Raw genomic sequence first — 21353 nt, 5'->3', positions numbered from 1 at the left:
CGCCGGTAGGCTGCGGGAATGCCCGAGTTGCCGGAGATCATGGCGCTCGAACAGTTTCTGGTCGAGCATGCCGTCGGCGCGGTTGTCGGGCGGGTCGACGTCGCGGCGCTGAGTGTGCTCAAGACGTTCGATCCGCCGGTGACCGCGCTGTCCGGGCGTGACGTCACGGGCGCCGGGCATTGGGGTAAGCATCTGGGTCTCGACTGCGACGGGCTGTGGCTGATCACGCATCTGTCCCGTGGCGGCTGGCTGCGCTGGATCGACGAACCCGGTGCCGCGCCGCCGAAACCGGGGAAAGGCCCACTGGCGCTGCGGGTCCACTTCTTCACCCCCGAGGGCGCGACGCCCGCCTTCGATCTCACCGAGGCCGGAACGAAGAAGCGGCTCGCGGTCTGGATCACCGAGGACCCGCAGTCGGTGCCCGGAATCGCCCGCCTGGGCCCCGACGCGCTCGAGATCTCCGAGGACCACTTCGCCGAACTCCTCGCCGGCACCTCGCAGCGACTGAAAACCGTATTGGCCGATCAGACCGTGCTGGCCGGCATCGGCAACGCCTATTCCGACGAGATCCTGCACGCCGCCCGGCTCTCGCCCTTCGCCACCGCGTCCACCCTCGGCGCGGACAAGGTCGCCGAGCTGTACCGGGCGATGCGCGGCATCCTCACCGACGCGATCACCCGCTCCGTCGGTCAGGACGCGGCGCGGCTCAAGGGGGAGAAGCGGTCGGGCATGCAGGTGCACGCGCGGACCGGACTGCCGTGCCCGGTCTGCGATGACACCGTGCGCGAGGTCGCCTACGCCGACAAATCGTTCCAGTACTGCCCGACCTGCCAGACCGGCGGCAAGATCCTCGCCGATCGGCGTATGTCCCGGCTGCTCAAGTAGTTCAGACCAGGGCCGGAACCCGGACTCCGTGCCACGCGAGCCGTTTCGTGCGATCCGGATCGACCTCCACCCGCGCCGGGCTGTCGATGATGCGGGTGCTGCGGCGCTGTTCGGAGTACTGCGGCCAGGACGGCAGCGGCTCTCCCTTGCGGGCGAACGAGAGCCAGTTGTCCTGGAATTCGCGCTGCACCGCGAGGAAGTCCCGATAGCCGCCCGCCGCGGTGAGGCCACGTCCGATGGGGCTGTCCACCCCGCCGAACACCGGAATCAGATCGAGGGCGTGGGTGGCGCCGAAGCCGGCCAGCTGGACCGCGCGCGGAGCGTAGTCGAGCCGATAGGCGTAGGTCGGGGCGTGGCGGCTGTGGCCCTCGAGCACCTCCACGGTGGGACGCCAGAAGACGAAGTCACCACCCATGCGCACGGCGGCCCGCCGTGACGGATAGCCGGGATAGGCTGCCACGACCCGCTTTTCGAGGTCGGCGTCGCCGCATCGCGACAGCGCCACGTGCAGTTGTCCGGGGGTGGTGGGCAGGCTGCGGTCCCAGCGTTTGAACAGGGTCGCCTCGTCGCGGTTGGTGCCGATGATCAGCGGGACGGCGTGGGCGCGCCCGGCGGCGATGGCATCGATCGGATCCATCGGCAGGAACTCGCCGTCGACGACCGGGGCGGCGGGGAAGCTGCCCGGCTGCCGCCACAGCACATCGCCGATCGCGCGGTCGGCGGCCTTGCGGATGTCGTTCGCGCCGGCGTTGCTCAGCGCCTCGGCCGCCTCTCGCGACGTGGCGCCCGGATTGTCGACGCCCAGATTTTCGACGCAGCGCCGGGCGAAGATCCGCGCCTCCTCGGCGGTCAGCGACCAGTCCGCCGGCGCGCTCTGCGCGATGCCCCGATGGAACAGCCCGGCCGCGGCCGGGGTGGCGAGGAGGCTGACCACCGCGTGCGCGCCGGCCGATTCGCCGAAGATGGTCACATTGTTCGGATCACCGCCGAAGGCCGCGATATTGCGCTGCACCCACCGTAGGGCCGCCACCTGGTCCCGCAGACCCAGATTGGATTCGAACGGCCTTGTCGCCGTGGAGAATTCACTGAAGTCGACGTAGCCGAAGGCGCCCAGCCGATAGTTGAACGACACGACGATCACATCGCCGCGCAATGCCAGGCGGGCGCCGGAGTACAGCCGCAGCGCCGAGGTGCCCAGCACATAACCGCCACCGTGGATGAACACCATGACCGGCCGGGGCGCGGTGGCCGGTTCCAGAGGCGCGGTGACGTTCAGGGTCAGGCAGTCCTCGCTCGTCGGCTGCGGGCCGCGCGGGCCGATGCGGGCGCCGTCGCGCTGCTGCATCGCGGCGAATCCGTATTCGGTGGCCATGCGCACCCCGGACCAGCTCTCGACGGGCTGCGGCGCGCGGAAGCGAAGATCGCCGACGGGCGGTGCGGCGAAGGGAATCGAACGCCACTGCGCGATGCGGCGCCGCCGGAGACCGCGGACAACGCCGTCGGCGGTCGTGATGTCAACCATTACCCGATGGTAACCGTTACTGCAGGTACCCTTCGACCTGCTTCACGGGGTTGGCCTGGGCTTCGTCGGGGTTGCCGCCCTGCTCGATGCGGGCCCGCCGCTGCCGCAGCAGATCCCAGCACTGATCGAGCATCACCTCGAGATCGGCCAGCTTGGCCCGTTCGGTCTCGGGATCGAGTTCCCCGCTGGTGGCCTTGGACCGCAGCTGATGCTCCTGCTTCACCAGGTCCTGGATATGGGCAAGGATGTCCTGTTCGGTCATGAGGCCATGGTACGGCGCCGGGGCGGTACCGGCCCGGGCACGGCAGTCTGCGGTGGCCGGTTTCAGGAGAGCGAACCGGCGAGGGGTATCTACGCGTGGAGGTCCGGGTCGGTGAGGTCGGCGCGTTTTCTGTGAGTCTGTCGGGCCGCCTTGCCGGAACTCCACGGCGTCGCTCCCGAAGCGGAAATGGCTGGGGTGTGTCCTGGCGCGGGGGCACTCGGTTCGCGCAGGCCTCGGCTTCTGGCGAAGGCAAGGCCGTGGGGGTCGGAGGCGAGCCAAGCCTCGACGACGGGCCGGAGATTGGATTCGTGGTGCCGGTAGATGTTGTCGATCAGCCAGCGCCCTGCCTCGGGACCCAGTGCCTCCGCGCCGTCTCCGAACTCACGCTTGTACGCCTCACGCGCGGCGGCGGCGAACATTTCGGTGGTCACGTAGGAGCCGTAGGTTCCTTCGTAGTTGTATTCCTTGGTCGGTGGCGCACAAATATGGCCGAAAAATTGTTTGCGCCAGATGTTCTCGAACCATGGCAGGTCGAGTTCCGATGCCCCCACCTGTTCGAGGGCTGCTCCGGTCGTGCTGGCGATCGGGGCTCCGGCCGGCTGCATGTGTACCGCCAGATCCAGCAGGGACAGCGTCAGGTCCGCAACGGTCTTGTCTCCTCGGGATGTGGTTGCGACGCGCAGCGTTTCGATCAGATGTGCCGGCATGGGCCGGCGCGTTCGGTGGTGTTTGGCGTAGTTTGCGAACACGAGTGGGTGGTCGCGGAACATTTCCATGACTTTTCCGGGCCCCTCGCCGAAGTGGCGTGGAATGCGGGTACCGGTGCGCTCGAGCACGCTGTCACCGAATACGATGTTGATCACATGCCCGAACTCGTGGAACAAGAGGCGGACCTGATCCCACTCGACAGAATCGGGCTTACCCGCGGCCGGTTTGGCGTGGTTCATCGAAAGAGCTATCACCGGGACCTGTCCGGTGGGTTCGTATTTCGCGATCAATTGCTCGGTCCAGGCGCCGCCGCGTTTTCCGGGCCGGGCGAAAAGATCCAGCATGAGCAGGCCGAGTGTCTTGCCCTGGGCATCGACCGCCTCGAATGCCTGGATGTCGGGATGGTGGGTGCGGATGTCCGGACGAGGACGAAAATCGAGGTCGAACAGTTTCTTCGCAGTGAAGAACAAGCCATCGTGAACGATCCCGTGGTTGTCTTCGGAAGTCATGCCCAAATACAAGTGATCGCGCACGTCGCCGGCGGCCGTGGCGGCCGACGGGACCGACGCCGCCGCGGATTGCGATCGCGCGTTGTAGTAGTCGGACGGTTCGAGTTGTTTTCGGCCCGTCTTCGCTGCCGCGTCGCGGTACTCCTGTGCGGCCGTCGCAGCGGCCAGGGGTACGACATTCCGTATCAATTCCAATGATCGTGCCGGACTGATGGGCTCATTGACACTGGCGTATTCGGCGAAATTGGGATAACCCAGCAGTTGGGCCTTTTCGGCCCGCAGGGCGAAGATCCGGTCGGCGATCCTGGTGTTGTCGAATTCGCCGCCGACGCACAGCGTCGTCGTCGCCCGGTGTAGGCGACGTCGGGTATCGGGGTCGGTCAGCCTGTCGATGACGAGTTGCCGGCTGCCGCTCCGGTTGCCCGCGAGCTTCAACATGTAGCCGGACCGTCCCTGTGCCTCGGCAGCGGCTCGAGCTCTGGCGATTTCACTTTCCGACAATCCGTCGAGTGCCGCCACATCATCGAAGTGCAGCGCGGCCTGTTCGGTTGCCTCGCGCTGGTTGCGGACGTAGGTGTCGTACAACTCGATCAACTCGTCCTCGATCGCGACCAGCCGGTCCCGGTCCGCGTCGGAGAGAACTCGTCGCTCCGGGGTCGCATCACGATGGATCCGTTCCACATGCTCCGCCTGCCCAGGCGTCAACTCGAGTTCGTTGCGTCGGAGACGGTCGTGCAGATCTCGAATTCTGTCACGGAATTTCTCGTTCGATCGGAGCTCGCGCAGGTGCCGGTTCGCCCATTTCGCCAGTTCCGGCAAAATCGCGTCTATCTCGGGATCGGCGGTGGCGACAACTTTCGAGATCGTATTGACCAGGGCATACGTGTGACCCAACTCAGCGTAGGGTCGCACGGTGTTCTCGAACGTCGCCGTCTCCGGATTCGCGGCGATCGCCGCCATCGCCCGCTGATCGTCCCTCTTCGCTTGTTCGACTGCCTCCCAGATGTGCGCCACGGTGATCCGATCGAGCGGCGGCAGGCCGAACGGCTGGTCTGCGGCGGTGAGCAGTGGGTTCGTGCTCTCTCCCGCACCGGCCTGCGCATGTGCGTCGTGCGGTGTATCCGATGCCCCGTACGGTCGCCCGTCCGGCCGATGATGGAAGCCCATTGCCCACATCGGTTCTGCGGGAACATGTTCGACCGGCCGGCGGTCCACGCCGCGGACCGGACGATCGAGGATCGTCGGATCGAACTCGGGGGCGAAGAGGGTCACCGGGCCACGGCGCTCTCCGGTCGGCGCGGCGGGCTTGGGGCCTTCCGGGGCGCTGCGCGCCGCGCCGGTACCGGTCGCATCGATGATGTTGGCGAGGAACGGGACGCGGGCGACCGCCGCAGCCGGATGGCGACGCAGGACGGTTTCGCGCACGGTCCGGATGTATCCCTCGGTTTCCGGATGATCGCGGCGCCGCAGGTAGTGGCCGAAGTCGTAATCACCACCCAGCAACTCGTGCGTTGTCTCCGCGAACAGCCGCAGCCTTTCGTTCGCGGGTATGGACGGACGGATTCGGCGCAGTTGTGTGCGCAGGGCGTCGTCGAGTATCTCGGGAGCGGCATCCGGTGAGGCGGCCAGCACATCCGCGACCGTCGATGCGAACCACTGGGCAATGCGCCCCTCCGCCGATGTCGTGCCGTGGAATCCGTCGCGCAACCGCATGGCGTTACGCAGCTGATACGGCTCGATCCAGTGGTTCAGGAAGCGGTCGTAGACCGGGCGGCAGGCGATCATCGGAAGCAGAGTGTCGCCCGCGTATCGCGCTCGGAAGTATGCGGGTGCCTGCCGGTCCAGGGCTCGGCAACCCGGATAGTTCAATCCGTAGACACCGTCGCGGGGAATCGGATCGAGATGCCGGAATTCTCCCGGCCGCAAGTGTTTTCGCGTCATGTCACGATCGACCTGAAGGATCGGTCGTGCCGCGATCGTCGCGAGGTAGGGGTACTGCGGAAGTTCGTCCAGCGACAGGTCGCGTTGCACGCGGCCGATGGCGCTGGCATGTGCCGCGGTGTCGGGTCCGCTCGGTTGCTCCGGTTCACCTCCCCACATCGTCCCGTATTTGTAGATGGGCAGCAGCTCGCCTGGCGTGCGGGGCCGGGACTGTTCGAGGAGCAACCTGCGGCCGCTCGTATTGGGAAGGCCGAGAGCCGCTTCCGCCTCCAGCGCGGCAGCGGAGAATGCCGCGAGCACACTCAGCCGGGGCCCACGTTCGGCCAGCCAGTTCAGCTGCCAATCCCAGTAGTCGGGGCTGTCGACCCAGGCCGGGCCGTGCTGCTCGCCCGCCGCGATGCGCAGCAGATCCTCGACATAGTCGAAGCTCGGCCCGAAACCGAGTAGTTCCGTGGCGAGCCGGTCGGGTTGGGGTGCGTATGCGGTCGCGGACGACGGCCGGCTCCCGATTCGAGGTTCGGGCGGGGTCGAGTCGCGTCGTTCGGCCTCGGCGGCGGGTGTGTCCCGGCCGCCATGCGTGTCCTGGGCGTGCGCGATCACCTTGTCCAGCAGAGCCAGGGCTCCTCGGTGCCAGTCGGGGCAGTCGTATTTCTCGCAGAATGATCGCAGCGCCTGGATGTTGCGCTTATATCTTTCCAGTTCGGGCTTGCTTCGTCGGTTGGCTACCCACTCATACGGGTCGGGCGCTCGATGGAAATCGACGGCAGACACCAAGCTCTGAGAGAACGGGCTCGAGCTCGGGTCGATGGGGCTTCGGAAGGCAAAAGCATGATCGAGGCCGACCAGGTGGTCACCGTCGCGCAGAACGTTCTCGATCCGGTCCCAGTTGCTGATCACCAGGTCGAGCAGACCCAATTGCTCCGCGTCGGGGTGGCCTCGCAATGCCTCCAAGGCGCCGATCCCGCTGGGGTCGTCGGCGGTGCACCCGATCACGTCACCCGGAAGCCACGGCATCCGCACGGTCCGGTCGTCGCCATCCACTGGTATGACCGGCGGTACCGGTGCGTCCATGGCGTAGGCGAACGCGGAAGCCACGATCTCGGCGGTGCGCTGTTCCCGTGAGAACAGCGTCTTTTCGACCACCCGTAGGCCGTCAGGATAAACGAGCAGCTCCGTAACGCTGTTCTGGGTGAACCACTCCGCGGGAGTTATTCGGGCAGGCGGCCCGGAGCGTTCGGCCTGGGCCAGTCGTGCGGCGAAGTCCGCAGCGGACATCATTCGTGGCCGTGCGCCGAGCATCGATGATTCACCGCCGTGCTCGACATGGTGCCCGACCTCTTGCCGACCGTCCTCGGCGATGCTCGAGGTCGGCGCGGCCTGAGGGAGCGCGTATTTCCGACTCGCGCTATCTTTTTCAGTCGTTCGTGCCGGGGGCAGGTCTGTTGATTCGGCAGCCGGAGGCGGGCCCAGTTCTCGGACGGGTCGGCCCGCGAATGCGGGCATTTCGGGGAGGATGAATTCAAGGTGGGCGTTACCGTACAGCATGCAGACGGCCTTGCCGTTTGCCATGTGGCGTGAAAATGTTTGGGCGGCATGGAGTTGGCGGCGTTGGTGCGTGGCTGCGGCGACGTGCTGAACTTTGCTGATCACAGGTGCGCCGGTCAGCATATCCACGGTTTCTGTGAGCAGCCAGGCGAGGTCGTCTTCGCGGAAGGTGCGGGGGAATCCGTGCTGGCTGTAGTCGCGCGCCATGAGCCTTGCGAATTCGGCGTGGGGGTCGTCGATTCCCTGGAGGAGGTGGCGATTGAGTTCGATGGCGTTGTGTAAGTGTTCCTCGATATCTGGGCGGAAGCCTTCCTGCGCGCGGATTCCCTGAGGCATCTGCCTCAGGACGTAGTAGAGGAAGAGGCTTTCCTGGACGGTTCCGTCATTGAACAGCGCGGCAAGTGTGGTGTCCCGATGGATTCTTTCGCTGATCTGGTCTATCACTCCCCGAGCGGCTGCGGTTTGGTCTTCTTCGGCGGTTTCGATGTCGATGCCGTGTTCGTGGGCGAGAAAGGCGAGCACCGCCATTTCGCCGCGTTGGGTGGACAGGGATTCTTCGATCGTGCCGGCGTACGGCGCGATGCGACCCTCGGTCAGGATGACGCGGGGTTGGCCGTCGGTGCGTTCAACCCATTCGTGAAGCATCGAAATGAGCGCTTTGGACTGAGGGTATTCAGGCTCGGTGTAATGCTCGGTTCCGATCAGCAGACTGCTGTCCGACCACACCGCTCGGTGTGGGGTGGCCGGCACGTGCTGTTCGGTGATGGGCTGCCCGGGAACGTCGTTGTTCGTCTCCTCGGATCGGGGCGCTGAGCCGATTTCGCCGGTCGATTCAGCGGGGGGCGTCCTGCGTGCGCGACCCTGCCGGAATCCTCCGGTCCACGGCAGGGTGCGCGGGTCCACGGGTGCCGGTACATCCGGGCGCGCGGGTGTTTTCCACGGTGATGTTTCCACGGCACCCGGCGCCGCGTCGCCTCGTCCCGAGTGGTCCGGTCCGGCGATCAGCACCACGGTGACGTTGTCGCGGCTACCGGCCTCGACGGCAGCGGTGGCAAATCCTTCCGCGGCGGCGAGGAGATTCCCCGAGTTCCGCGTGAGTTGCCCCCGGACCTGGTCCGCGATCGCATCCGGCGAGCCGATCTTCTTGATCGGACCGTCGGAAACGAGCGCGACCACGCCGCGGCCGGTCATTCGGTGGGCGGTCGGATTCGGTTCGCGCCATTCGTATTTCATGCCGAGGCCACGGGTGAGCGACGACGCGTGCGGCATGCGCGCGGCCTCTTCCGCACTCAGGCCCATCAGGTCCATGTAGCTCTGCAGAGCCGAGTCGTCGGTGGTCAGCTGGATCGCGGGCCCGCCGTCCAGTGGAATCCAGTAGGCCCGGGAGTCGCCGGCGCGTTCGGTGAAGACCTGGGTCCCGGTGACCAGTGACAGCACGATCGTGCTCACCGGTGGTAGATCGCAGCCGGGAAACTCCCGCGCGATCATATCCAGCACGGCGTCCTGGGCCGCCTGGGTCGCCTTCGCCAGCACGGTCGCCGGATCCCAGGTCTGGCCCGCCGCGACGGCAGCGGCCTCCTGTTCCAGGACCGCACATGCCGCGGCCGAACCGACGGCAGCAGCACGGTCGCTGCGGGTCGCCTCCCCGGAGGTGCCGTCACAGACTGCGGCAAGTGTCACTCGTTCACCGTTGATCACCGCGGTCGCGATGGCGAAGTCGTCCTGATTCGTTTTCCGGCGACCGACGTCGGTGACACCGGCCGCGTGCACGAGGTCCGCCTCCTTGTGCGGCGCCGGAGGCGGCAGGCCGAGCCACGGCTGTCGCTCCAAGGCCCCCAATAGCTCGCGGACCTGGCGATCGGCCTGGCGATACTCGTCGACAGCCTGAGCAACTCGCTGTTCCTGCGCCGAAATGTTCGCCGAGTTGTTCCGGTCCAGCACGGCCATCAGCCAGTGCCGCGCCGCGCCGGCATAGGAGATCAGTGCTTCGACGCGGGGAGTGGCGGGCACCGATCGCGGGTTCTGCGCGAGATTCCACAGCTCGTAGGCCGCGGTCCAGGCGTGCCGTATCTGCTGGACCTCGGCGGCCGGCGCCGAATCGGATTCCAGCCGAGCCGATTCCGCTGCGAGGCCCTCGATGGTCTGTGCGAGCTCGGCGATGTCGACGCCGTCGAGCAATGCCGGGTCCCGACCCCACGGTGACGTATTCGCCGGTGCGGCATCCACTTTCGTCGCATGGAAGGCGAGGGCCTCGGTGGCGGCCCGATATCTGTCGGTCGCTTCGGCGAGGTGGTGTTGTCGTGCGGTGGCACTGTGCGCGACCTGCCCGGCGGGGAGATCGTCGCCGAGATCGGTCTGCGCGACCTGCAGCCAGCGGTCCACCGCCCGGGCAAATGTCTCCAACTCGGTGCGGTGATCCGGCATGACCGGTGCTGCACCTGGCATCAGCTTGTCCAGCTGGGCGAGGATGGCGGCGAGTTGTGCGCGCAGCGGATCATCGGCCTCACGGATTTCTTCGGTGATCGCGGCATGGATCCGCGGCAGCCACGACTGCGACTCGGACCGGCCGGCGGGCTGGTCGGGCGACGGCCGGCCGCCGATTCGCGGACGGACGGCGCTGATATTCTCGCCTCCCCGCGGATCGTCGGCGAATACCAGCCAGGGATTGCCCAGCTGTCCGGGGAGCACGGCGGGAGCCCGGTCATGGTCCAGGTCCCCGAGCCGGTAGAATCTTTCCTCGCCACGCGCAGCGGAGCCACGTCGCTGCGGGCGAACACTCCCGGCTCTGCCTTGTGGGGTGGTCTCGTCGGCCGGTCGGCCGGCGGCGCGCGGAGCCGGAAGTCGGGTGCGTACAGCCAGCCCGCCATTCACGTCGATCAATTGTCGAAGCGTGGCGCGACAGGAAGCACAGTCCTGCAGATGGGTGTTCACCCGGTTTTCGGCGCGCTTGCTACGCAGCGGTCCCCGTACCCACGCTCCGAGCTGCTCGACAGTGCCGCGGCATGTTTCGTTCGGTACCTGTGGAAGCTGCGCCTGCAGGTATGCCGCTCGCAGTTCCTCCATTGCCCGGTGTCGTGCCACAGTCGCGGCATTGGCGGAGGGCGCGCCGATGAGCCCCGCCAGTTCTGTCGCCGGCAACTCGATGTTGTGCAGGATCAGCCGTGCGCGTTCGGTCAGTGTGGCCAGCGCCCGTCCGAGGAGGTCTCGGTCCAGGCTTTCGAGCGCCGTATCGACGGAGTGGATCGGACCGTCGTAACGAGTCATGTCGTCGCTCAACGCGACTCGCTCGGTGTACGAGACATTCATCGCGGCCGCGCGGTTACGCAGCGCTGTCAGCACATATGCCCGGAACGCGGAGTCCGGCCCGGAACCCTTCACCAGGGCGGCGAGCGTTGCCTCGAAGGCGTGCGACACCAGTTCATCCGCGTCCGCATGCCGGAAGCGGCTTCGCGCGTATCGCCGAACGGCGTCGATATGTCGTTCGAACAGCGCGCCGAAGGCGTGCACGTCGCCGTTGCGCACCGCGGCTGTCAGTTCGACATCCCCGCGCGTGTCGGCCGTGGCGGCGGACGTCGTGGCGTGTCGCGGTCCAGGGATCACGATGCGCGCGAGCGAGGGTGAGGCGGCAGGTTGCTGCCGCTGACCGACCTCGGAATCGGCGGAGGTGTTCACCTCGGAGCCGCTGAGCTCGGCCCGGCCCAGCCGGGTGGACGGTGAGGGAGCGCGTTCCTTCGTCGATGCCGCAGGGTCCTCGGACGGCTCGTCGTCGGCGCGGCCGATGCGTGTAGCGGGGGCGGTGCCGTGAGCCCATTCGGTGCCGGTCGAGCTCGTGGTGTCGATCGGGTTTTCGGGCCGGCCGTCGGTTCCGTAGGTGATGGCGAAGAAGCTCGCGCCGTTCCGGTTTCGCAGGTCCGCCAGGCGTTGATGTGCGGCGTCGCCGTGCAGGTTGTGCTCGACCGCCGTACCGTCCGGCCCCGGCACCACTTCGTGTAGCCAGAGTTCGCCGTCCTCGTCTGTGGTGAGGCTGATGAGGTGTCCGTCTATACGGTCTTCGGCCGCGTTCGGATTCTGCACGAGCAGCAGGGCCAAATCGGTCGGCTGCTCGGAATTCGCTATGCGCGAGACGAATTCGCTGTCCGGAGTCACCTCCTCCCACTTGCCGTGGGCGTACTGGGCGAGTTCCTTCGGGTGGAATCCGCGGTATTCGAGGATGGTGACGGTGTCTTCGTCGGGTAGCTCGATCGGCGTGCGTCCGGTGAAGCGCTGTCGCGCGAAGGACAGCTCTGCCAGGCCGCAGCGCGCCGGTGTGGTGGATTCCCCGGGTGCTCGCGCGGATTCGAGCGCGGCCCGCACTTCGGCGTCGACATCCGTCTCGACGGTCGAGGGCGCTTGTCGTCCCAGCTGGCGTCCGGACATCCCACCGGTGGGGAAGGTCACCGTGTAGGTGCCGTCCGGGACGGCGGGCCGGCCTGCCGGATCCACCAGCAATGTGCCGTCGACGGCCCGGAAGTGCGCTCGGCCGAGTTGTGCTCGTGGGTCTTGTTCGGCGGCGAGTTGGGTCGGGACTTGGTGGTGGATCGGTGGAGCCGGTGTTTCGTACATGCCCCCCAGTGATGCGGCCAGGAACCTCGCCCTGTCCAGTACCAGCGATCCGGCGGTGATGGTGCTCATGGCCGCCGTCATTCCGATCGCGGTGGGTGTCGCTCCTTGGTTGGCGATGAGCGTGCCGCCGACGAGACCGGCCAGGGAGTAGGCGGCGATTCGGCTGAGGTTGAGGAAGGAGACCGCGCGGCCGAGCCGATCCTCGGGCACGTTTCGGCTGAAGTAGGCGTTGGTGTGCACGTTGGTGGCTCCCAGGGCCACCCAGCCCGCCGCGTAACCGGCGCCGCCGATGTAGGGGTCGTTCGTGAACGCGGTGATCAAGGCGCCGGCCGCCATGCCGGTCAAACCGATGTACTTCGCGGCCAGCAGTTTGCGGATGTCGACCTTGCTCAACCATCGTTTGGGCAAGGAATTGCCGATAATGCCGCCGATCGACGGCAGGATGAATGCGGCGGAGGTCTGGGCGCCGGAAAGTCCGGCCGCGGTCAGCGAGTGGATGAAAAAGAAATGTTGGGCGCCCAGATATCCGTTGGTGACGACCAGATTCCAGGTGTAGTTGCGCAGGATCTTGTCCTGGTGCAACGCTTCGAAACCGGGTACGAACACCTCGCGCAATCGACCTCGAAGCGATTGCGGCTCAGTCTTTTTGGGCGTGGGCGGCATCGTGCGAACCCTCTGCAGCCCCGCCACGTTGACGCCCGAGGCCACCGAGTCGAGTCCGAAGACCATCCACGGTTGCAACGCCCCCGCGAGACTGTTGCCGATGGTCCGGGAGAGGTTTGTCACGAAGGAGTTGTACTGGCTGAGTCCCTCCTGCAACCGTTTGTCGGTTCCGATGATTGCGCGGTTCACCCGGGATGCGCTCGGCGAGTACAGCGTGTCGGCGGCGGTGTTCACAAGATTCGCGCCGATCAGGAGCGGAACCGTGTACGGCGTATGGAATCCGGATGTGGCCGCGGCTACGGCGGAGGCGCCGAACATGGCCCACTTGGCCCTCCGCATCATTTCGGTGGGTTCTACGGTGTCGGCGAGGTAGCCCATGAAGGGGGACAAAACGAACCTCGGCACATCCGACAGCCCTGCGACGATGGCCGCGGTTTGCGGATCGATTCCCATCATCATCAAAGTCAGGGCGTTCTGGGACGCCGAGGTTCCTATCCCGGCTACCAGTTGACCGGAGAAGAGGGTTCGCGCCTCGGCACTGTTGCGGACCAGGCGCAACAGCGATCCGTTCGCTTGGGCAGCGGCTGCCATCCGCTCGGCGGTGCCGGCGTCGGGGTTCGCCTGGTCGCCCTTCCGGCGTGCGGGGTTGGCGTGGCCATCGTCGCCGACCCGCGGATCGTCGGCGAAGACGATGGTGGGGTCCTTGCTCAGGTGTGCGACGAGTCCGGTGCGGTCGGTCGTACCGCGGGGCAGGTCGAGGGCATCCTCGATCTCGGGGATCTGTCCGGCAGCACTCGGTGCTCCCGCCGCGGACCTGCGCAGAAATTCCGCGGTGGGAGCTGTCTCGGAATCGGATGTGGGAACGGGTGAACCTACGCGGTCGCGCGCCGCTCGCAGTGCGTCACTCCCGAAGTCGTCCTTGCGGCCCGGCGCTTTCGCGGGACTCGCACCGTTACCGGCGGCGCGCCGGGCTCGCTGCTCTTCCAGTAGGGCCGCGGCCCGGCGTTCCGAGGAATCCCCGACCTTCTTGCGGGCGCGGGCCAATGCGCGCCGTACCTCGCGTACGACCATGCCCGTCTCGGTCGCGATTTCGGAATACGTCAACCCGCGGCCGACCAGTCGCAGCACTGTTGCTTCCTCGGCGGACAACCGGTTTCCCGTGGTTCGGCCACCGCCCGGTGGGGCGGCCGGGCCGGACGCGGTTTCGGCGAGCCTGGTCAGTTCCTCCTCGTCGAATGCGTCGAGCGCGCCGACGATCCGAGGCATGGCCGTGACCAGACTGGGTGATTCGATGCGGGGCAGTGAACGCTCGACGTGTTCGTCGACGGTACGAATCGAGATCGACAGCTTGTCCGCGATCTCCCGTCTGCTGAGTCCACGAGACAGGTACGCGAGCACGACGATCTGGCGCGGGGTCAGTACCTCCCGGAGATCGGTCAGTGGCGCTTGCACGGAAACGAGCCCGCGACGTGCGCCTTCGGCGGCGATCAGATAGCGCTTGGTGGGAATTCCGAGCGCCGACGCCAAGTCCCGGATATAGGTCGACGCCTTGCCCGCGTCCGGCAACGCCTCGGTGATCTCCGGATCGGTCCATCCCTGGGAGATCCACAGCAGCACCTTCCGGTGATCGGAACTTACCGGCACGGCGAAGGCGCGAGCCTCGTCGCCGAGGTTCGGGTCGGCTGTGAACACCATTGCCGGGTCGTTCTTTCGGCCCGCGGTTGTGATCGGCGCCGGCTTTGCACCGATCGCGCCCGGGTCGGGTCGCTCGGTATTCGGCTCCGCCGCGATCGTGGCTCCGGAATCGGACTGCGGTCCGGCGGGGACTTGGGTGGTCGAACCATCGATCACCTCGATGCGGTAATCGTCGAGAGTCCGCCCGTTCTCGTCTTCGATCCGGATGGCCTCCAGGGCGGCCTGGACCGCGGAGTCGACGCCGATTGTGAAGTGCCACTTGATCTGTGGTGGGCTGCCATCCACCCAGTAATCGCGATTCGAATATGCGATGCGCAGTTGCTTGCGTGCCTGTGCCTCGAGCCTGCTCTGGCGCTGCCGCTGCCACTCGAGGGTGTAATTCTTTGCCTCGTGCCAGATTCGGCCTCCGTCGGTCGAGACGTCGACTTCGCTCTCCAAACGACCGCCATCCAGCGTTTCGGCATGGACGGGAGTGCCCAGCGCGTGGATTCCGTCGAGCTGTTCGGCCAACGCGACCTCGCCTTTGGCCCCGCCGAGCTGCGCGAGGTCGCTGCTCATGATCTCCTTCAGCATGCGGGGGGTGATCGGGACCCCACTCGCGAGCCAAGCGTCGACCGCGATGGACAGCTGTTCGACCTCGGCGAGTCCGGTCAGGAAACCCGCCGGCCACCGTGCCGCGTCCGCATCTGCCACATGCGGAATCCGCGCTGATACAGCCGTTCGGCGGGCTGCAAGTTCTTCGAATTCGGCTCGTATGCCGCGCAACCGGTCCTGGAGTTCGCGTCGCCGCCCCTGCGACAGGGGCATGTGATTGCGCCGGTAGATGTCGGCCAGCAGCTCTGCCAGGTCGCTTTCGCTCCGCTCGGCCCTTCTGCGGGTCTTGTCGAGCCACTGGGTCGTAATCTTCGCAGCGGTATCCGCGACCAAGGCGCGGGCCTTCTGTGTCCGTACAAAAGAATCGGCTGACAGCTGGGCCAGCACGCCCGCGACGTTTTCCGGGAAGCCGAGGTCTGTCGCAGAGTTGTGCTTGTTCAGCTGGTGATCGCGGTATATGGACGCGGTGGCCGACTGCAGGTATTCACTGAATATGTTGAGAACGGCCAGGTTTGCCTGTTCGGCCACCGTGGTCTCGGAACTGGAGTTCGCGAGGTCGGAGAGTATCGTCGCCAAGGTGGTCGGCAATCGACTGGGATCACGAGCGAGGTCCTCGGCTGTGGGGCCGGTATACGACGGCGCCGGCATCGCTCGGCCAGAGGATGCGAGAACTTCGAGCGCCCGAAAAAGCATGAGGCCATCGAGCCACTGGATGGTCTGTGCTACGGCTTCACTACTTCTCGAATTCTGCGATCGACCGTTCTTGGTGTTTTTTCGGTGCTGCTGCTCGTAGCGGCGGACGATGGCCTGTTTGACCTGCGCTGCGGTCGTCGGATCGATGCCGCTCTCCTCGACGCGGGCCAATGTGTCTCGGAGTTCATGCGGTCTGGAGCCGACCGACCCGACACCCGGTGTGTCCCCCGGCGGTGTGCTGAAAGCGAAAGGCCCTTCCGCGGACTGTCCTCGCTTCGTCCACGGTGACGGGACCATCACAGCCCCGTCGGCGCGGTTCGCGCTCCCGCGGGGGAGGTCGAGCGCGTCGTCCGGGGATGCTGGGTAGCTCCTGGGCGGAGTTCGGTATTCGACCCAGACGGTCTTGCCGTGCCGGGTCACATCGGTCCCGACGGCGAAAGCCTTGTCTCGCACGATCCGCGCGCCCCGCCCGTGCTCGCCATCGGCACGGCTCCCCAGTTCGTCGGGGTCGGTCCGGGCGGAGTCCAGCGCCGCCAGGTCGATATCGGCCAGGAACGCGTCGATGTCGTCGAGGTCGATGGTGGGTGAGGGAGCGACCTCGTCGGCTGCATCGACGTCGCTCTCGATGCGCCACTTCGGCAAGCCGAGTGAGGTGTCGGTGATGCCGATCCGCACGCGGGTGTCGTCCGCCTCGACGGTGACCTCCGCCCCACCTTGTTTCGCGTACTGCGCGGAGTTCCCCAGCAGTTCCGACAGGGCGAGCACCGCGGCGTCGATTGTCGTCTGGGGCAGCCTGGTGTTGTACGACAGGAATCGGCCGACATCCCTGCGAGCCCGCGCCACGCCCTGCCGAACCTGCCCGCGCTCGAACCTCATCCGCACCGCGGGTTCGGTCGACGCCGGTACCGACTGGGCCTGCCCGGCAGTGAACCATCGGGTGCGCGACCCGTTGGTGTGTATCTGGAAGCCCCACCGGCCGGACTTGTCCAACAGCGCGGTGACCTTACCCGCCTCGGTCGTCGTCACCTCCCCGGTCGTCTCATCCGGCTCATCACGCACCGGCAAGATCCGGCTATGGTCGAGTACCTCGACCCGCACGCTGTCGGTTCCCTCCGGCCGTACCCGGACTGCGACCGGACCCTCCGCAGTGCGAACCAGAGCATCGAGAATTTCCTCGGCCGCGGCGATATCGCCTTCGGCCGTGAGCAATTCACGGACGCTCGGGCGCGCTCCCGCCAGGCCTGGCGAATCCGTGGCAGGCGGTGTCGGCCGGGCCAGGCCGAGGAAGCGTGCGGCGGCATCGACGAGATCTGCGATCTCTCGCGGCGCGTTTGCGCGCGTGGCCAGTCGCCGAAGTTCGTGTAGCTTGTCGTCGCTGTCGGCGGCGCGCCAACCGGGGGCCAATTGATCTTGCCCGAGGATGGTGGGGAGATCTGCTTCGAGTTGGCGGGTATCCGCGTCCAATCGGGCGAGTTCTTCCGCGGTGGCTCCGTCGCTCATTGCGCGCTGGGCGCGGTACTCACGGTCGAGAGCTCGTCCCAGCCAGCCGGGAAGTTTCTCGGCTCGGATCCCGGGCCAGTCCTCGTCGTCGAGGAGGCGCAACTCCATTTGCACCTGATCGAGGACCTGTAGCAGCGCGCCTCGCAGTTCCACCGTGCGCGGGTCCACGCCGAGTAGCCTCGCGAGATCCACACGCGCACGCTCGGTTTCGCTCCGTTGCTGTTCGCTCTCGATCTCGCGGTCGGACAGACGGTGTGGATTCCGTTCCGCCGGAACACCGTCCGAGCCCACGCCGTCCTGGGGCTCATCGGGTTGGTTGGGGAAAAAGCCGCCGCCGTGTCGGAAGTCTTGCGGGCCGTCGTCTGCGGGCGCGCGGCCGATGCGGCTGGTCGGACCGGCCTCGGCGTCGACGTCCGTCTCGAGTGGCGAGGGCCCTTCTCGCTTCCGCCGCCATCGCTTACCGTGCGGCCGCGGCGCGATGGGGTATTCGGCGCGTTCGGCGGCCTCGGGTCGGCCGACGAGTACCCATCCCAGATTGTCGAGGCTGCGGCCCGGCACCTGTTCGGTCTCATCGGCCCAGAGATAGTAGGAGGCGTGCGGCTTCACCAGGAAGCGGTGGGCCGGCCCCGGGCGTTGCGCGGCGTACCGGCCACGGACCGGCACGTCGGTGGTGAGCAGGGTGGCGCCGAAGATCGCCGCCGCCGGGCTCGTGCCCAGTCCCACGCGCCCCTTCCGGCCCGGTTTGTGGGTACCCAGATTGGCTACGGGATCGGCCTTTTCGCTCGAGACGTACACCGGCACCCCGAACTCATCGGCATGCGTCATCCGACGGCCCACGCCCGGGGAACCGGTGAGAATCACCTGATCGAACTCGCCTGCCAGCCGCCTATCCTGCGCCGCGTAGCACAGGGTGGTCGAGCCGTAGCTGTGGCCGATGGCGTTGCGCAGCCGCGGCGCGGGCACGCCGGCTGGTTGCTCGGCGTAGAACTCGCGGGTGGCGTTGAATGCGGTGATGTCGCGGGCCACGATGTCGCCGCCGACTTCGGCCATCTGCGGTGAGGCGACGGACAGATCGACCGGGCAGTGATAGCCGATATCGACGATCGCGGCGACCGAGGAACCGTTCCCGCGCAGCGTGGTGATCTCGTAGAGACTCTGCCCATACTCCGCGCGGTGGTGCAGTTTCCGCGCCGTCGAACCCAGACCGTTGGTCATCCGGTTCACGATTTCGGCGCGGTCGGCGTCGCCGATGGACAGGATCACGCGGCCGTTGCCGTCGTGCGCCGTGGCGTCGTAAGCGAGTAGTTGTACCGGCGGGTGTCCGGTTAGGCGCGCGGCATCGTCCTCGATGTCGCGCAGGTGCCGCCGGGTGGCGAGTAGGTTGCGCAGTTCCTCGAATTCGGCTCTGGTGAGTGTCGGATTGGGAATTCTCGCCTGCAGATCGGTACCGGCGCGGCGCAACAAGGCACGGGCGCGCGCGATCCCCGCGGCGCCCTCGACGACGGCATGCGTGGCGACCTCGGGTCGCCGTTGCAGGAACCGCCGGATATCACGGGCGATCGAGAGCCGATTCGCCTTGTCCCGCACCGTGAACGGAACACCGTCGGCGTTGCCGATCGCGTGCGGGTGAACCCGCAGCAGCGCGTACTGCTGATCGGAGAGCCCGAGTTCGGCCTGGAGCGGCGGCAGGTCCGGGCGGTCGGGGAGGCCGCTGCTCATCGCATGCCACCACTGGGCGACCTTGCCGGTGTGGGCGCGGGAGGCGCCGACGACGTCGGTGGCGTCGACTGCTTGCAGCAGTGTGCGTTCGTCCGCGTCGGGACCGAAGTACCCCTGTAGTCCGATCAGCGCCTCCTCGGCGAGGCTCTTCTCGGAAGGGGTGGGATCGGTGTCGGCCGGCAGGGGATCCGGTGTGACGGCGGAGTTCGTCTGCGAGGCATTCGCGGTTGTGTTCCGTGTCGGCCTTGCGCCGATCGCATCAGTGTCCGGTCGCCCGGTATCCGGCACCTCCTCGGTTGACGACATGGCTGTTGGGTCGGTGCTGCCGGGCGAGAGGGTGGGCTCGGTGATTTTCCGGATCTTGCGCCGGGCTCGGCCGAGGTGGTCCTCCACGGTATGGGGGGCGATACCCAGCTGAGCGGCGATCTCTCGCTTCGATAGACCCCGCTCCGACAACGCGAGGACCTCGCTCTCGCGGTTCGACAAGCCCGCCCGGCGCGCTACCTCCGAGGGCTCCGCGACCGGGGAGGCGGTCCGTCGCGGCGTGGTGTTCGCGGCGTGGGAAGCCGAGGACGTGTCGTCGAGCAGTCCCGAGTGGCGGGCGATTTCGACGAGCTCGGCACGACCTTCGCCGTGGAGTTCGCGGGCCACATCAGCCACTCGAGACTTCAGTGAGTCCACCGAAATACCCAGCTCGGCAGCGATCTCCCGGTACGTCAGGTCCTGTGCGAGGAAATGGACGAGTCTTCGTTGGTCCGGCGTCAGACGAAGACCCATGGCCGGTCGGGTGGACGGTTTTCCTGTCCGGGTGTTGAGGATCTGCCAGGGCCAGTGGCCGGTGGGCTCCATCGGCAGAGAAGTGGTGACGCCGTGGCGTTCGGCCAGCAGAATGGCGAAAGTCCGTGCGGCCGACCATAGTTCGATCGGTTCGGTCATCGGATCCGTGGGAATCTCGCGTGGCACCGCCGAGTCGCGCCGCGCCGGCCAGAACCTGTTGAGCTGCAACTGTCGATTGAGGGGGAGTTCGGCGCGTAGGTGGCGCACTTCGTCGGTGGAGACATTCGCCAGTGCCAGCGCGAGCGTGTCGTCGTCGGACAAGCCGGCGCCGCGCAGCACGAAATCTCTGAGACGACGCAGAAATTCGGCGGCCGGGCGGTGTTCGGCGATCACGCTGCGGGTGACGGAATCAACCCATTCCGCCACCGTCCGGCCATTGTTTGCGGCCCCGCGCTCCGCGCGTGCGCACACTTCCGCGACGATCAGCGAACCCGAGGCGGCCCCGACAGTTCTGGCAGCCAGGTCGAAAATCCTGTCGGCGAAATGGGTTCGGAGTGTCTCGGTGGTGATCGGCCAGTTGTCTCGGGGGGTGACGGTCGGTCGACCCCTGACGGCGACGGCGAGATATCCCTCGTCGCGTAGTTGCCGGTACGCCTCTCGGACCGTGGACGCCTGTATCTTCTCAGGGTCCAGCCGTTGCATCAGCAGACGGGCCGAGGGCAGCGCCCGGCCGGCGGCTACGTCGCCCGACAGGATCGCGTGACGCAGCCGATGCACGAGCGTCCGACGCCACTGTGGCTGACCGGCTTCGCGGCCCGCGGTAGCTTGCTCGACCATCCGGAGAATGTCGGTTATGGCCCGAATATCGGCGCTGCTTGAATCAGGCAGCGCGGCAACGAGTTCCGGCTTCGTATACGTGGCAATGACCGCGTCCTCTCGGGAGTGGACCCCGAGTTTGACGAAAATCCGGTTGCGATAGGTCACGGCCGTTTGCCGGGTCGTGTTCAGCTCGGCAGCGATCTGACCGTCGGTGCGACCGGAGATGATCAGGCTGAGGGTCCGAAGCTCCTGTGCACTGAGGGGTACGGCGGTGCCACGAACGCGGGAGTGGGAGGGCCAGTCGTCGGCATTGACATCCAGCCATCCCGCGCGAATGGCGGCGGCCACCATCCCGGCGCGGTCGCCGATTCCGATCCTGCGCCCGAGGGCCCGTACGCGCTTGGTCACCGCGTCCTTTCCCACGGGCACACCGCGTAGGGCGGTGAGCGTCTCGGCGATCGCGCGGTTCGACAATCCGGTGGCTACGAGGAACAGCAAGGTGCGCTCGTCGGGGGATACGGGGGGAGTCCGCGCGGGTAGTGCCGGAAGTTCGGGGATATCCAGCAATCCGCGGCGGACCGCCTCGGGCACCATCGACACGCGCTTCGGCACGTCGAGGGTCCGCAGGAGCTTTGAGTAGGTTCTGCGCCCCGTTTCTCGCGACCAGCCGGTCTGTTCGAGGACTCCCGACCATGACACGCCACGGGCGGTCAGCCTCAGGAGCGTCTGTTGCCGTTCGCGCCAGTGATCGCTTACCGCCGAAGTCTGGTTCGGGGCCAGTAATCCGGCCAGCCGACGAAGGGCACCGGCCTCCGCCGCCCGCACGATGTGGGGCGTCACCGTCGAGGCCTCCCAGCCCCGCGCGTTCAACTCCTCCGCTGTTTCGGTGGGCGCCAAACCCTCTTCGTACCGCAGCTTC

4 protein-coding genes (1 of these 4 running past the window's edge) are annotated in these 21353 nt (G+C 66.9%); 1 reads left to right on the top strand and 3 read right to left on the bottom strand.

Going from position 1 to position 21353, the window contains the following annotated elements; translation table 11 throughout:
• Nucleotides 1–18: 18 nt before the first annotated feature.
• Nucleotides 19–885, top strand: a complete 867-nt coding sequence (locus tag AC5592_RS14985; protein ID WP_063064516.1) for an Fpg/Nei family DNA glycosylase — start codon at nt 19–21, stop codon at nt 883–885.
• A gap of 1 nt (nt 886) precedes the next feature.
• On the opposite strand, the gene AC5592_RS14980 is transcribed toward AC5592_RS14985, so the two are convergent.
• The 3 genes from AC5592_RS14980 to AC5592_RS14970 all read right to left on the bottom strand — a co-directional run.
• A complete protein-coding gene (locus AC5592_RS14980; RefSeq protein WP_063064515.1) occupies nt 887–2407 on the bottom strand; it encodes a carboxylesterase/lipase family protein in 1521 nt (506 codons plus the stop codon).
• A gap of 16 nt (nt 2408–2423) precedes the next feature.
• Nucleotides 2424–2669: a DUF2630 family protein gene (locus AC5592_RS14975; RefSeq protein WP_036505506.1), complete on the bottom strand. Its 246-nt coding sequence runs from the start codon at nt 2667–2669 to the stop codon at nt 2424–2426.
• A gap of 89 nt (nt 2670–2758) precedes the next feature.
• Nucleotides 2759–21353: the 3' portion of an MFS transporter gene (locus AC5592_RS14970; RefSeq protein ID WP_157121874.1), read on the bottom strand. The gene runs 18941 nt beyond the window's last position; 18595 of the gene's 37536 nt are visible here — the last part of the coding sequence; its start codon lies off the right edge, out of view — the gene reads right to left on this strand; the stop codon is at nt 2759–2761.

The organism is Nocardia violaceofusca NBRC 14427 (genome assembly GCF_963869435.1).
In the GTDB taxonomy this organism is placed as follows: Bacteria; Actinomycetota; Actinomycetes; order Mycobacteriales; family Mycobacteriaceae; genus Nocardia; species Nocardia aobensis.
This window is presented reverse-complemented; position numbering and strand designations above follow the sequence as displayed.

What these genes read in the sequence shown, in the direction of transcription:
- AC5592_RS14985 (WP_063064516.1), top strand. Translation starts at nt 19, where the DNA reads ATGCCCGAGTTGCCGGAGATCATGGCGCTCGAACAGTTTCTGGTCGAG.
- AC5592_RS14980 (WP_063064515.1), bottom strand. Translation starts at nt 2,407, where the DNA reads ATGGTTGACATCACGACCGCCGACGGCGTTGTCCGCGGTCTCCGGCGG.
- AC5592_RS14975 (WP_036505506.1), bottom strand. Translation starts at nt 2,669, where the DNA reads ATGACCGAACAGGACATCCTTGCCCATATCCAGGACCTGGTGAAGCAG.